The 14,503-nt window shown below is 71.0% G+C and carries 11 protein-coding genes; 7 read left to right on the top strand and 4 right to left on the bottom strand.

Annotated elements, in window-relative coordinates:
• The first annotated feature begins 6 nt into the window (after nucleotides 1-6).
• Nucleotides 7-1,029, top strand: coding sequence for an ATP-binding protein (locus SYYSPA8_RS17095; RefSeq protein ID WP_323448044.1), 1,023 nt, complete (start codon nucleotides 7-9; stop codon nucleotides 1,027-1,029).
• On the opposite strand, the gene SYYSPA8_RS17090 is transcribed toward SYYSPA8_RS17095, so the two are convergent.
• The gene (locus SYYSPA8_RS17090) at nucleotides 1,007-2,455 is read right to left on the bottom strand and encodes a polysaccharide deacetylase family protein (RefSeq protein ID WP_407706020.1); all 1,449 of its coding nucleotides are present in this window, start codon (nucleotides 2,453-2,455) and stop codon (nucleotides 1,007-1,009) included. The two genes, SYYSPA8_RS17095 and SYYSPA8_RS17090, sit on opposite strands and share 23 nt — an antisense overlap.
• A gap of 285 nt (nucleotides 2,456-2,740) precedes the next feature.
• Between SYYSPA8_RS17090 and SYYSPA8_RS17085 the strand changes: the two genes are divergently transcribed.
• The 6 genes from SYYSPA8_RS17085 (at nucleotide 2,741) to SYYSPA8_RS17060 (ending at nucleotide 11,168) form a co-directional block, all read left to right on the top strand.
• Nucleotides 2,741-5,266: a bifunctional SulP family inorganic anion transporter/carbonic anhydrase gene (locus SYYSPA8_RS17085; protein WP_323448043.1), complete on the top strand. Its 2,526-nt coding sequence runs from the start codon at nucleotides 2,741-2,743 to the stop codon at nucleotides 5,264-5,266.
• A gap of 378 nt (nucleotides 5,267-5,644) precedes the next feature.
• A complete protein-coding gene (gene acs, locus SYYSPA8_RS17080) occupies nucleotides 5,645-7,609 on the top strand; it encodes an acetate--CoA ligase (RefSeq protein ID WP_323448042.1) in 1,965 nt (654 codons plus the stop codon).
• A gap of 276 nt (nucleotides 7,610-7,885) precedes the next feature.
• Nucleotides 7,886-9,280, top strand: coding sequence for a Na+/H+ antiporter NhaA (gene nhaA / locus SYYSPA8_RS17075; RefSeq protein WP_323448041.1), 1,395 nt, complete (start codon nucleotides 7,886-7,888; stop codon nucleotides 9,278-9,280).
• Nucleotides 9,281-9,320: 40 nt separating this feature from the next.
• Nucleotides 9,321-9,752 carry a phage holin family protein gene (locus SYYSPA8_RS17070; protein WP_323448040.1) on the top strand — a complete coding sequence of 144 codons (432 nt, stop codon included), beginning with the start codon at nucleotides 9,321-9,323 and terminating at the stop codon, nucleotides 9,750-9,752.
• Between the two features lie 165 nt (nucleotides 9,753-9,917).
• The gene (locus SYYSPA8_RS17065; protein ID WP_323448039.1) at nucleotides 9,918-10,850 is read left to right on the top strand and encodes an alpha/beta fold hydrolase; all 933 of its coding nucleotides are present in this window, start codon (nucleotides 9,918-9,920) and stop codon (nucleotides 10,848-10,850) included.
• 129 nt (nucleotides 10,851-10,979) lie between these two features.
• Nucleotides 10,980-11,168, top strand: a complete 189-nt coding sequence (locus SYYSPA8_RS17060) for a hypothetical protein (RefSeq protein WP_323448038.1) — start codon at nucleotides 10,980-10,982, stop codon at nucleotides 11,166-11,168.
• Nucleotides 11,169-11,239: 71 nt separating this feature from the next.
• Here the strand turns inward: SYYSPA8_RS17060 and SYYSPA8_RS17055 are convergent, their stop codons facing one another.
• The 3 genes from SYYSPA8_RS17055 to nth form a co-directional block, all read right to left on the bottom strand.
• Nucleotides 11,240-12,439 (bottom strand): MarP family serine protease, encoded by a 1,200-nt coding sequence (locus tag SYYSPA8_RS17055; RefSeq protein WP_323448037.1) that lies wholly within the window; start codon nucleotides 12,437-12,439, stop codon nucleotides 11,240-11,242.
• 173 nt (nucleotides 12,440-12,612) lie between these two features.
• Entirely contained in the window at nucleotides 12,613-13,407 is a 795-nt protein-coding gene (locus SYYSPA8_RS17050) for an NUDIX hydrolase (RefSeq protein ID WP_323448036.1), read from the bottom strand.
• A gap of 46 nt (nucleotides 13,408-13,453) precedes the next feature.
• Complete coding sequence (gene nth / locus SYYSPA8_RS17045; protein WP_323448035.1) at nucleotides 13,454-14,284, bottom strand: endonuclease III; 831 nt, start codon at nucleotides 14,282-14,284, stop codon at nucleotides 13,454-13,456.
• Nucleotides 14,285-14,503: the final 219 nt, after the last annotated feature.

Below are 14,503 nucleotides of genomic sequence, written 5' to 3'. Positions count from 1 at the left end.
GTGAACATGAAGATCGCTTTCGTAGGCAAGGGCGGCAGCGGCAAGACGACGCTGTCCTCGCTCTTCATCCGCCAACTGGCCGCCCAGGGTGCTCCCGTCGTCGCGGTGGACGCGGACATCAACCAGCATCTGGGGGTCGCGCTCGGCCTCGACGAGGAGCAGGCGGGCGCCCTGCCCGCGATGGGCGCCCACCTACCGCTGATCAAGGAGTATCTGCGGGGCTCGAACCCCCGGATCACCTCGGCCGACACCATGATCAAGACGACTCCCCCGGGCGAGGGCTCCCGGCTGCTGCGGGTCGCCGAGGACAACCCCGTCTACGACGCCTGCGCCCGTACGGTCCTGCTGGACGGCGGGGAGAACGGGGAGATCCGCCTGATGGCGACCGGCCCGTTCACCGAGTCGGACCTCGGGGTGGCCTGCTACCACTCCAAGGTGGGCGCCGTGGAGCTGTGCCTGAACCATCTGGTGGACGGGCAGGACGAGTACGTGGTGGTCGACATGACCGCCGGCTCGGACTCCTTCGCCTCGGGCATGTTCACCCGTTTCGACATGACGTTCCTGGTGGTCGAGCCGACCCGCAAGGGGGTGTCGGTCTACCGCCAGTACACCGAGTACGCACGGGACTTCGGCGTCGCCCTGAAGGTCGTCGGCAACAAGATCCAGGGCCAGGACGACATCGACTTCCTGCGGGCGGAGGTCGGCGACGACCTGCTGGTGACGGTCGGCCAGTCCGACTGGGTGCGGGCGATGGAGAAGGGCCGGCCCCGGGGTCTCGCGGCGCTGGAGCCGGAGAACCAGCGGGCGCTGACGGCCCTGCGCGCCGCCGCCGACGGCTCGTACGCGCGCCGGGACTGGGAGCGCTACACCCGTCAGATGGTCCACTTCCATCTGAAGAACGCGGAGAGCTGGGGGAACGCCAAGACCGGGGCCGACCTGGCAGCCCAGGTCGACCCCGGATTCGTCCTCGGGGAGAACGCAGAGCACACAGGGAACGCGGACCGGATCAGCTCCCCACTGCCGGCGTGATCACGTCGGGCAGGTCGGCCGCCCTGCCCTCGTCGTCCTCGCCGTCCTCCCCGTCGTCGTCATCGTCATCGTCGTCATCGTCGTCGTCATCGCCGGTGCCGACGAGGGCGGGCGGCTGCGCGGCCGTCACGGACCGGTCCTGCTGAGCGGGCCGGTCCACCGCTCCCGGCGCCGCCGCTGATCTCTGCACAGCGGGCCGGGCGGCGAGGAAGTCCGCCCAGCCGCCCTGCGGCCGCTCACCGACCTCCAGGGTCCTCAGCTTGCGCAGCACTTCGGGATCCTGGACGTCGAGCCAGTCCGCGAGCTGCTTGAAGGAGACGCACCGCACCTCCTTCTGTACGCAGACCGTGGCGATGGCCTCCTCGATGGCGCGCATGTAGGTGCCGCCGTTCCAGGACTCGAAGTGGTTGCCGATGATCAGCGGCGCGCGGTTGCCCTGGTAGGAGCGGTCGAAGGCGCCGATCAGCCCGTCGCGCATCTGGTCGCCCCAGAGCCGGTGCAGGGCCTGCTCGCCGTGGACCGTGCCGGACTGGTTGATCATGAAGTTGTAGTCCATCGACAGCGTCTCGTAGGAGTGCCCGGGGAACGGGACGAGCTGCATCGACAGATCCCACAGCCCGTGGTCCCTCTCCGGCCAGACCTGGTCGTTGACGCCGCTGGTGTCATAGCGGAAGCCCAGCTCGCTCGCCGCCCGGACGAAGTTCTTCCGGCCCTCCAGGCAGGGGGTGCGCGCGCCGACCAGCTCCTTGTCGTAGTCGAAGGGCAGCGGCTGCTCGGACCTCAGCCCCGCGTTCGTCCGCCAGTTCTTCACAAAGGACTTGGCCTGGCTGATCTCGCTCTTCCACTCGTCCACCGACCAGGTGCCGACCCCGCCGTCCGCACCGCAGAAGTGGCCGTTGAAGTGCGTACCGACCTCGTTGCCCTCCTGCCAGGCGCCGCGCAGCTCGCGCACGGTGTCCCTGATGCCCTGGACGTCGTTGAAACCGATGTCGGAGCGGCCGGCGTCGTGCTGCGGCGGCAGATACAGGTCCGCCTTCTCCTCCGGCAGCAGATAGACGCCGCTGAGGAAGTACGTCATCGTGGCGCCGTACTTCCGGCCCACCGAGCGGAAGTGGGAGAAGAGCTTCTGACTGTCCTCCCCCGCCCCGTCCCAGGAGAACACCACGAACTGCGGCGGCCGCTGGCCGGGCTTCAGCCGCTCGGGCCGCAGCTGGCGGGGCTGGACGCCGGTGAAGGCGGTGGAGCCGTCGCCGATGAGCCGTGGGGCGCGGGGGGCCGGGGCCACCTTCCGCGCACCCGGAGCACCCTCCTTCCCCCCGTCCGGGCCGGAGCCGCCGCAGCCCGCGATCCCCGCGACCAGCGCCGTGGTGGCCACGCCGACGGCGAACCTCTGTGCGGTGACCTTCATCCGCCCGACCTCTTTCATGTGGCTCATGCGATTCGTACGACTTTGTGGTTATCCGACTTAAGTCAAGGACGCCGACAAGGTCGCATCGGACACATGGGACGAGAGGGTCGACGGGCCGCGTTAACCGGATTAATCACTGAATCGAGTGAAATGCTGACCCATTTGCTTAAAAAATCATGCCGGACTCTTTACTCTGCATTACGATCCATTTACTGAGCGTTGAGTATCCCGCTGCTGCACGCCGTGACCCACGGCCGCGTCCCCCACATTCCGCGACCGCGCTGCCCCGGAGGAGACGGGAACATGTCTGCCTGCGTCCCCACCCGCACCGACGACGACCCGCCCGAGCCGACCCGATCCACCGAATCGACCAAATCCGCCGGAACGGCCGGATCCGCCGAGCCGACCGGCCCTACCGGCCCCGCCGGAGCCGCCGGACCGGCCACGGCCGCACCACCCCCCGCACACCGTCCCGGCCACGCCCCCGGCAAGGGCCCCGCCCGCTTCCGGTCGCTGTCGTCCGACCTGTCCGCGTCCATCTCCGTCTTCCTGATCGCGCTGCCGCTCTCCCTCGGCATCGCGCTCGCCACCGGAGCCCCCCTCCAGGCCGGACTGGTGGCCGCAGCCGTCGGCGGCATCGTCGTCGGCCGCTTCGGCGGCGCTCCGCTCCAGGTGAGCGGGCCGGCGGCCGGGCTGACCGTCGTCACCGCCGATCTGATCCAGCAGTACGGCTGGCGCGTCACCTGCGCCATCACCGTCCTCGCCGGCTTCGCGCAACTCGTCCTGTCCGCCGTGCGCGTGGCCCGGTCCGCGCTCGCCGTGAGCCCGGCGATCGTCCACGGCATGCTCGCGGGCATCGGCGTCACCATCGCCCTCGCCCAGCTCCACATCGTGCTCGGCGGCACCCCCCAGAGTTCCGCCGTCGCCAATGTCCGGGCGCTCCCCGCCCAGCTCGCCGCCCTCCACCCGGCCGCCATCTCGGTCAGCCTGCTGACCGTCACCCTCCTGCTGGCCTGGCCCCGGATCCCCGGCCGGACCGGCCGGATCCTGCGCACCGTGCCCGCCGCGCTCGCCGCCGTCGCGGGCGCCACCGCCCTCGCCGTGGTGGCCGGGCTGCGGCTCCCCCTCGTCGACCTCCCCTCCTGGTCCAGCCACGCCCTGCCCGCGATGCCCGAGGGCCCGGTGCTCGGCCTGATCGCCGCCGTCCTCACCATCACCCTGGTCGGCAGCGTCGAATCGCTGCTGTCGGCCGTCGCCGTCGACAAGCTGGCCGCCGCCCGCAAAGTGCCGGACGTCCGGATCCCGCGCGCCGACCTCGACCGCGAGCTGGCCGGTCAGGGCGCGGCCAACGTGGTCTCCGGCGCGCTGGGCGGACTGCCCGTCACCGGCGTCGCCGTCCGCAGCTCCGCGAATGTCTCGGCCGGTGCCGTCAGCCGGAACTCGACCATGTTCCACGGCCTGTGGATCGTGCTCGCCGCCCTGCTGCTGGTCCCCGTCCTCGACCTGATCCCGCTGGCGGCCCTCGCCGCGCTCGTCATGGTCGTCGGCGTCCAGATGGTCAACATCACCCACCTCCGCAACGTGAAGCGGAACCGCGAGATCCTGGTGTACGCGGCGACCCTGGCCTCCGTCGTCATCACGGGTGTCCTGGAGGGCGTGGCCATCGGGATCGCGGTCGCGGTGGCCGTCGCCCTGCACCGGCTGACCCGTACGCGGATCACCCAGGAGCAGCACGGGGACGGCCACCGGGTCCGGGTGCGCGGGCAGTTGACCTTCCTCGCCGTGCCCCGGCTGAGCCGGACGCTGAGTCAGGTGCCCCAGGGCACCGCCTGCGTGGTCGAGCTGGACGGCTCCTTCATGGACCACGCCGCGTACGAGGCGCTCCACGACTGGCAGCTCTCGCACACCGCCCAGGGCGGTACGGTCGAGTTCACCGGCCGGGCCGGCAGCCGGATCAGCGAGCCCGCCTCCGAGACCCACGGCTGCTGCCGCCCCTGGACCCCCTGGCGCAACCACCACTGCGGCAGCCGGCCGGGGCCCGGATCGGCCCATCCGCTGGCGAAGGGCGTCAGCTCCTTCCAGCGGGACACCGCACCCCTGGTCCGCGACGAGCTGGCCCGGCTGGAGCGCGAGGGCCAGCGGCCCTCCCAGCTCTTCCTGACCTGCGCCGACTCCCGCGTGGTGACCAGCATGATCACCGCCAGCGGGCCGGGCGACCTCTTCACCGTCCGCAATATGGGCAATCTCGTGCCCCTGCCCGGGGCGGAGAGCGACGCCTCGGTGGCGGCGGCGATCGAGTACGCCGTCGATGTGCTGCGCGTCGACTCGATCACCGTCTGCGGGCACTCCGGCTGCGCCGCCATGCACGCCCTGCTCGCCGCGCCGCCCGTCGGCGCGCAGACGCCGCTGCGGCGGTGGCTGCACCACGGCCAGCCGAGTCTGGAGCGGATGCGCAGCCCGCACCGGCCATGGGCCCGGATCGCGGGGCGGCTGCCCTCCGACGCGGTGGAGCAGCTCTCCCTGACCAATGTGGTGCAGCAGTTGGAGCATCTGCGGTCCTACGAGTCCGTCGCCCGGCGGCTCGCCGACGGCAGTCTGCGCCTCCAGGGCATGTACTTCCATGTCGGCGAGGCCCAGGCGTATCTGCTCGCGGGCACCGACGACCGGACCGGACCGACAGAACCGACCGGACCGACCGACCTGGCCGGGCACCCGGAGCAGCCCGTACCGGACCTGTACGACGAAGGGAACGCGCAGGACCGGGAGCGCGCGGCGGTCTTCGACCGGGTGGCCCCCGCCTCGTCCGCCCTGGTGAAGGCCCGCGCCTGAGGCCGCACCCGGGGCGGCCGGGCCCGTACCTGAGGCCGCACCCGGGGCGGCCGGGCCCCTACCCGAGGCGGCTCCGGGGCACGGCGGCGGAAATCTCCGTACCCACCGTTGAACCGGATCCGCCCCCCGTCCGTACCTATGAGTGGCCCCTCCTTTCCGCCGCCCGGGAAGGAGGGGCCACCTCGTGCCCCCGGCCCGACGGCAACACGACACGCCGGACCGGATGGGGGAATTCCACTTCTCGGAGCCGAATCTCCGGGGTGGGCACGACAGGTCTAAACCAATAGCCGGAAAGCCTTGTCACCCGGGCCCTTCGGCTGATGAGCTATGCCCTCGGAATCCATAGCCGCAGAGGACGCCCTGGGAAAGGGAGATGTCGTGAGCAACGAGAGCCTGGCCAACCTTCTGAAAGAGGAGCGCCGCTTCGCGCCGCCGGCCGAGCTGGCCGCGAACGCCAATGTCACAGCGGAGGCGTACGAGCAGGCCAGTGCGGACCGGCTCGCCTTCTGGGCCGAGCAGGCGCGCAGGCTCTCGTGGGCCACCGAGCCGACCGAGACCCTGGACTGGAGCAACCCCCCGTTCGCCAAGTGGTTCGCGGACGGCGCGCTCAACGTCGCGTACAACTGCGTGGACCGCCATGTCGAGGCCGGGAACGGCGACCGGGTCGCCATCCACTTCGAGGGCGAGCCCGGGGACAGCCGCGCCGTCACCTACGCCGAGCTCAAGGACGAGGTCTCGCGGGCCGCGAACGCCCTGACCGAGCTGGGTGTCCGCAAGGGCGACCGGGTCGCCGTCTATCTGCCGATGATCCCCGAGGCCGTGGTGGCGATGCTGGCCTGCGCCCGCATCGGCGCGGCCCACTCGGTGGTCTTCGGCGGCTTCTCCGCCGACGCCGTGGCCTCCCGCATCCAGGACGCCGACGCCAAGCTGGTCATCACCGCCGACGGCGGCTACCGCCGGGGCAAGCCCAGCGCGCTCAAGCCCGCCATCGACCAGGCCGTGGCCAAGTGTCCTCAGGTCGAGCACGTCCTCGTGGTCCGGCGCACCGGCGAGGACACCGCCTTCACCGAGGGCCGTGACGTCTGGTGGCACGAGATCGTGGAGCGCCAGTCCGCCGAGCACACCCCCGAGGCGTTCGAGGCGGAGCACCCGCTCTTCATCCTCTACACCTCCGGCACCACCGGTAAGCCCAAGGGCATCCTGCACACCTCCGGTGGCTATCTGACCCAGGCGGCCTACACCCACCACGCGGTCTTCGACCTCAAGCCGGAGTCGGACGTCTACTGGTGCACCGCCGACATCGGCTGGGTCACCGGACACTCGTACATCGTCTACGGGCCGCTCGCCAACGGCGCCACGCAGGTGATGTACGAGGGCACCCCCGACACCCCCCACCAGGGCCGGTTCTGGGAGATCGTGCAGAAGTACGGCGTGACCATCCTCTACACCGCGCCGACCGCGATCCGTACGTTCATGAAGTGGGGCGACGACATCCCCGCCAAGTTCGACCTGTCCAGCCTGCGGGTGCTGGGCTCGGTCGGCGAGCCGATCAACCCCGAGGCGTGGATCTGGTACCGCAAGCACATCGGCGCCGACCGCACCCCGATCGTGGACACCTGGTGGCAGACGGAGACCGGCGCGATGATGATCTCGCCGCTGCCGGGCGTCACCGAGACCAAGCCCGGTTCGGCCCAGCGCGCGCTGCCCGGGATCGCCGCCACGGTCGTGGACGACGAGGGCCGCGAGGTGCCGGACGGGGGCGGCGGCTATCTCGTACTCACCGAGCCGTGGCCGTCGATGCTCCGCACCATCTGGGGCGACGACCAGCGGTTCATCGACACGTACTGGTCCCGTTTCGAGGGCAAGTACTTCGCCGGCGACGGCGCCAAGAAGGACGACGACGGCGATATCTGGCTGCTCGGCCGGGTGGACGACGTCATGCTGGTGTCCGGCCACAACATCTCCACCACCGAGGTCGAGTCCGCCCTCGTCTCGCACCCGAGGGTCGCGGAGGCCGCCGTCGTGGGCGCCGCCGACAAGACCACCGGGCAGGCCATCGTGGCCTTTGTGATCCTTCGCGGTACGGCTGCCGAGTCGGCCGATGACACCGACCTGGTCGCGGAGTTGCGCAACCATGTCGGTGCCACGCTCGGCCCGATCGCGAAGCCCCAGCGGGTCCTGCCGGTGGCGGAGCTGCCGAAGACCCGTTCCGGCAAGATCATGCGCCGGCTGCTGCGGGATGTGGCGGAGAACCGTCAGCTGGGCGATGTCACCACGCTGACCGACTCGTCGGTCATGGATCTGATCCAGGCCAAGCTCCCGAGCGCCGCATCGGAGGACTGACCCCGCCGTCCGCCCGCGCGGACACCACGACCTGATCGGGCACCCGGTGGTTCACCGGGTGCCCGATCCGTTGTGCCTGCCTAGAGTGAGGGGCAACAACCGCAGAAGTCAGGACTTCATCCCTTACGGACCCGTCCACCCCCTCTGTTCCCCGCCCCCTTGCACCCTTAGGTAAAGTAAGAAAAGCGTCAAAGACGCAACAAGAAAACCTAGGTGCGCCGGGAAGTCTGGTCGGCATGTGCTCTGCCCTGCCCGACCTACCGGAGGTTCACCCCGATGGCCCGTACGCCCGCCCCCCGCCGCGTCCTCGGACGGCTCCCGCTGCCCGAGCGCACCTTCGTCGCGGACGCCCTGCGCACCGAGACCGTCGGCGGCGTACTGCTCCTGATCGCCGCGATCGCCGCACTCGTCTGGGCGAACACCCCCCTCGCCGGCGGCTACGACGCGCTGCGCGACTTCCACATAGGCCCTGCCTCCCTCGGCCTCGACCTCTCCCTCCAGCACTGGGCGGCCGACGGCCTCCTCGCGATCTTCTTCTTCGTCGCCGGTATCGAGCTGAAGCGGGAGCTGGTCGCCGGAGAGCTGCGCGACCCCAAGGCCGCCGCCCTCCCCGTCATCGCGGCCGTCTGCGGCATGGCCGTACCCGCACTGGTCTACGTCCTCGTCACCACACTCGGCGGCGGCTCCCTCGACGGCTGGGCCGTCCCCACCGCCACCGACATCGCCTTCGCGCTCGCCGTCCTCGCGGTCATCGGCACCTCGCTGCCCTCCGCGCTGCGGGCGTTCCTGCTCACGCTCGCCGTCGTGGACGACCTCTTCGCGATCATCATCATCGCGATCTTCTTCACCAGTGAGCTGAACTTCGCCGCGCTCGGCGGCGCCTTCCTGGGCCTCGCGGTCTTCTGGCTGCTGCTCCGCAAGGGCGTGCGCGGCTGGTACGTGTACGTCCCGCTGGCCCTGGTGATCTGGGGGCTGATGTACAACAGCGGCGTCCACGCCACCATCGCCGGTGTCGCCATGGGCCTGATGCTCCGCTGCACCCGGCGCGAGGGCGAGGAGCACTCCCCCGGCGAGCACATCGAGCATCTGGTGCGCCCGCTGTCGGCGGGGTTCGCCGTACCGCTGTTCGCGCTCTTCTCGGCGGGTGTCTCCCTCTCCGGCGGGGCGATCGGCGAGGTCTTCACCCGGCCCGAGACCCTGGGCGTGGTGCTCGGCCTGGTGGTCGGCAAGGCCGTCGGCATCTTCGGCGGCACCTGGCTCGCGGCCCGCTTCACCAAGGCGGAGCTGAACGAGGACCTGGCCTGGCCGGACGTCTTCGCCGTCGCCACCCTCGCGGGCATCGGCTTCACCGTCTCCCTCCTCATCGGCGAACTCGCCTTCGCCGGCGACCCGGCACTGACCGACGAGATCAAGGCGGCGGTGCTGATCGGCTCCCTGATCGCCGCGATCTTCGCCACGGTCCTGCTCAAGCTGCGGGTACGCGTCTACCGGGCCCTCTACGAAGCGGAGGAGCGGGACGAGGACGAGGACGGCATCCCCGACGTGTACGAGGAGGGCAACCCGGAGTACCACCTGCGGATGGCCGCGATCCACGAGCGGAAGGCCGCCGAACACCGCAGGCTCGCCGAAGTGGCGGGGGCATCGCAGGGTGACGCCGACCGTCCGGCATGATCTGATGTCGGACCCGAAGCAATCGAGAGAGGGAGCGGAGATGAGCGACCCCGGCACCAGCGCCGAGCGCAGCCTCGGCCAACTGGTCGCCTCGGCGACCGCCGAGATGTCCGCACTTGTCCACGACGAGATCGCCCTGGCCAAGGCGGAGCTGCGACAGGACGTCAAGCGCGGCGTCACCGGCTCGCTGGCCATAGGTATCGCGGGAGTCTTCCTGCTGTTCTCGCTGCCGGTGTTCAGCTTCGCGGCGGCGTACGGGATCCACCATCTGGGTCTTGGCCTGGCCTGGTCGTTCCTGATCGTGGGCGGCGCCTATGTGGTGCTGGCCGCCCTGCTCGCACTGCTGGCGATCTCCAAGTTCAAGAAGGTCAAGCCGCCGGAGCGGTCCATCGCCTCGGCGAAGGAGACGGCCGCCGTGCTCCAGAACGTCAAGCCGCACCCACGGACGCCGGAGCGCGGGATCGCCGCCTGAACCCGCCGCCTGAACCTGCGGTCCGAACCGGGCCCCGAGCCGCGCCGCCACGCCCGGGGCGCCGGACCCGGCTCGGGCTCCGGACGCCCGGCCCGCACCACGGGACGCCCCCGCCGGGGCAACCGGGGAGAACACGGGCGCTCCGGTTGTGGCACGCTCATCAGCATGACGGCCCGTGACACCGGTAAGGGAAGCCCCGTACACATCGAGGGTCCCTGGACCCACCGCGATGTGGCCGCCAATGGTGCCCGCTTCCACATCGCCGAGCTGGGTGACGGCCCGCTGGTCCTGCTCCTCCACGGCTTTCCGCAGTTCTGGTGGACCTGGCGGCATCAGCTGACCGCGCTCGCCGACGCGGGGTACCGCGCGGTCGCCATGGATCTGCGGGGCGTGGGCGGCAGCGACCGCACACCCCGGGGGTACGACCCCGCCAACCTCGCCCTCGACATCACCGGCGTGGTGCGCTCGCTCGGTGAGCCCGATGCCGCGCTCGTCGGCCATGACCTGGGCGGATATCTGGCCTGGACGGCGGCGGTGATGCGGCCGAAGCTGGTGCGGCGGCTCGTCGTCTCCTCGATGCCGCACCCCCGGCGCTGGCGGTCGGCGATGCTGTCGGACTTCTCCCAGACCCGCGCCGGCTCCTCCATCTGGGGCTTCCAGCGGCCCTGGCTGCCGGAGCGGCGGCTCGTCGCGGACGAGGGGGCCCTCGTGGCCGAACTGATCCGGGACTGGTCCGGGCCGGGGGCCTGCGACGAACGGGCGCTGGACGTCTACCGGCGCGCGATGTGCATCCCGTCCACCGCGCACTGCTCGATCGAGCCCTACCGCTGGCTGGTGCGGTCACTGGCCCGGCCGGACGGCATCCAGTTCAACCGGCGGATGAAGCGTCCCGTCCGGGTGCCGACGCTGCATCTGCACGGCTCGATGGACCCGGTGATGCGGACGCGGAGCGCGGCCGGCTCGGGCGAGTACGTGGAGGCGCCCTACCGGTGGCGGCTCTTCGACGGTCTGGGGCACTTCCCCCATGAGGAGGATCCGGTCGCCTTCTCCGCCGAGCTGGTCAACTGGCTCAAGGACCCGGAACCGGACCGTCCGTAGCCGACCGGCCCACGACCCGGACGGGATATCTGAACATCTGTCCATCGAACTGCCAATTGCCCGGCGCATACGCCAATTGGGCGCCCCTGACACGGTTACGGACCTTGGGGCACGGGCACACGTCCCGGTATGGGCTGGACGTACGACTACGGTGACGCGGCACGCGACCGTCGCTCGGCCAATGGACCGGGCGCGCACAACGGGGAGGGCCCACAGGGCCGGGCCCACGACGAACCCGGGCAGGACATCGGGATCCCGCGCATCCTGCGGCGCCGGGCCCGCTGGATGTCCGCGAGACTGCGGCACGGACGCCACTGAGCGGACCCGGGGGCTGACCGGGGGCAGGCGGGCGGGGGCCGCACAGCGTCACAGGAACCGGATCGCCGGGGTCAGAGCGCGCACCCCTGGCTGTCCACCTGCTGGTTGGCGGCCAGGCCCTCCCTGATGTCGTCGGCGATCTCGTCCACCGTCAGGGCGTAACCCGTGTCCGGGTCGTCCAGCGACCGGGCGAAGATGACCCCGTACACCTTGCCGTCCGGGGTGAGCAGCGGCCCGCCGGAGTTGCCCTGACGGACCGTGGTGAAGAGCGAGTACACATCGCGGCGGACGGTGCCCCGGTGGTAGATGTCGGGTCCGTTGGCGTTGATCCGGTTGCGTACGCGGGCGGAGCGGACGTCGTACGCCCCGTTCTCCGGGAAGCCGGCGACGATGGCGCCGTCCCCCGAGTTGGCGTCACCGTCGGCGAACTCCAGCGGTGTGGCCCGCAGGTCGGGCACGTCGAGGACGGCGATGTCCCGCTCCCAGTCGTAGAGCACGACCTTGGCGTCGTACCGCCGGCCCTCGCCGCCGATCTGCACGGTCGGCTCGTCGACACCGCCCACGACATGGGCGTTGGTCATCACCCGGCGCTCGCCGAAGACGAAGCCGGTGCCCTCCAGGGACTTGTTGCAGCTCTGGGCGGTGCCGGTCACCTTGACGATGGACTTCTTGGCACGGGCCGCCACCGGGCTGCCGACGAGGGCCGGGTCGGGGGGCCTGACCTCGGTGATGGGCTCGTTGGAGAAGGGGCTGAAGACCTGCGGCAGCCCGTTCTGCGCGAGGACCGAGGAGAAGTCGTTGAACCAGGTGAACGCCTGCTCGGGCATGACCCGGGAGACCCCGAGGAGCACCTTGGAGCTGCGGACCTCCTTGCCCAGGGTGGGCAGGGCCGTGCCGGCGAGCGCGGAGCCGATCAGCCAGGCGACGAGCAGCATCGCGACCACGTTGACCAGCGCCCCGCCGGTGGCGTCCAGGGCGCGGGCGGGGCTCCAGGTGATGTGCCGGCGCAGCTTGTTGCCGAGGTGGGTGGTGAACGCCTGACCGACGGAGGCGCAGATGATCACGACGACGACGGCGGCGACAGCGGCGGCGGTGGACACCTCGGACTTGTTCGTCAGCTCGTCCCAGATCACCGGGAGCAGATAGACCGCGACCAGGCCGCCGCCGAGGAAGCCGATCACGGACAGGATGCCGACGACGAATCCCTGGCGGTATCCGACGACCGCGAACCAGACGGCGGCGAGCAGCAGCAGGATGTCCAGCACGTTCACCGTCGTTTGCCTCGCAGCTTCATCGCCGTCGTTCGTCGCCGTGGTCGGTCACCGTGGCCGGTCACCGTCGTTGGTCGCCTTCACCGGACGGTCGGTCCGGCTCCGCACCGGTGCTCGTGCCCGGCGTCCGCGCCGGTCAGCCGCCCCGGCGTGGATTTCCGGAGGTCAGCCTGTCATGCGTGCCAGTCCAGCGGGAGTCGGCGGTCCTGGTCCCAGGGGCGCTCCCAGCCCGCGAAGTGCAGCAGCCGGTCGATCACGCCGGCGGTGAAACCCCAGACCAGAGCCCCTTCGACGGTGAAGGCGGGGCCGAGGTGGCCGCGGGGGTGGACTGCCGTGCCCCGGTTGGCGGGGTCCGTGAGATCCGCCACGGGGACGGTGAAGACCCGGGCGGTCTCGGCGGGGTCGACCGCGCCGACGGGGGTGGGCTCCCGCCACCAGCCGAGGACGGGGGCCACGACGAAGCCGCTGACGGGGATGTAGAGCCGGGGCAGCGTCCCGAAGAGCTGGACGCCGGCCGGGTCGAGCCCGGTCTCCTCCTGGGCCTCGCGCAGCGCGGCGCGCAGGGGGCCGGTGGTGGCGGGGTCGCCGTCGCCGGGGTCGAGCGCGCCGCCGGGGAAGGCGGGCTGGCCGGCGTGGGAGCGAAGACTTCCGGCGCGCTCCATGAGCAGCAGCTCGGGGCCCGCGCGGCCCTCGCCGAAGAGGATCAGCACGGCGGCCTGACGGCCTCCGCCGTCGCTCGGCGGGAGGAACGCGTTGAGCTGGCGGGGCCGGGCGGCCTGGGCGAACCGGACGACGGGATCCAGCCAGCGGGGCAGCCCCTCGGCGCTGACCAGGACGTCCGGGGCGCCGAAAGGCGTGTCGGGGCCGCCGCGGACGCCCTGGACGCCCCGGCCGCCCTGTTCGGTGTCGGTCCCGGCCTCACCGGTGGTCCTGTCGTACATCCCGTACGTCTCTTCTCCCGCGCGCATGGGCACCCCCTCCGTCACAACGCACCGGGGGCCCGGGATCGTTCCGTCATCCGGCCTCCCGCGCGGCCGGCGCGAGCGGCCTGGCGGGGCTGCCCGGATAGTCCGGCGGCGGGTTGAGCCGCTGGCCCGGCTGGCCGCCCTTCTCGTACTTGAGCAGCTTGGCGGCCTTCTCCGGGTCGGTCTCACCCTCCCCGTAGGAAGGGCAGAGGTGGGCGATGGGGCAGGCTCCGCAGGCGGGCTTGCGGGCGTGGCAGATCCGGCGGCCGTGGAAGATCACCCGGTGGGAGAGCATCGTCCACTCCGACTTGGGGAAGATCGTCGCGATCTCCGCCTCGACCTTCTCCGGGTCTTCCTGCTCGGTCCACTTCCAGCGGCGCACGAGCCGGCCGAAGTGGGTGTCGACGGTGATCCCGGGGACGCCGAAGGCATTGCCCAGGACGACGAAGGCCGTCTTCCGCCCGACTCCGGGCAGGGAGACCAGGTCCTCCAGGCGGCCGGGCACCTCCCCGCCGAAGCGGTCCCGCAGCCCGGCGGAGAGGCCCAGCAGGGACCGGGCCTTGGCACGGAAGAAGCCGGTGGGGCGGATGATCTCCTCCAGCTCCTCGGGGACGGCGGCGGCCAGGTCCTCGGGAGTGGGGTACGCGGCGAAGAGCGCCGGCGTGGTCTGATTCACCCGGAGATCGGTTGTCTGGGCCGACAGGACGGTGGCGACCAGCAGCTCGAACGGATTGCGGAAGTCCAGCTCCGGGTGGGCGTAGGGGTAGACGTCGGCCAGCTCCCGGTTGATCCGGCGGGCACGGCGGATCATGGCCAGACGTGATTCCGGTTTAGTGCGATTCGCCGCTTTTCGCACACCGTTCGGCGCCTGTTCGCCCACAGCGGAATTCTCCTTGGCGGACACTCGTCCAGCCCCCTTGGCCTGCGCTCTCACCGGCGAATTGGACACCCGGCAAGCCTACGGCCCGACACTGACATCCGCCCCGACCACCGGGATTCCGGACCCAATCGGGCCCCTGCCGTACGAACAGACGCTCCAGTGCGTCAGACTTGTTGTGATTGATCGCACGAATATTTACTTGCCCCGGATCCCCGGGGG

Source organism: Streptomyces yaizuensis (genome assembly GCF_034961445.1).
GTDB classification, from domain to species: domain Bacteria; phylum Actinomycetota; class Actinomycetes; order Streptomycetales; family Streptomycetaceae; genus Streptomyces; species Streptomyces yaizuensis.
The sequence above is the reverse complement of the archived record's forward strand: the minus strand, read 5'-3'. Positions and strand labels throughout refer to the sequence as shown.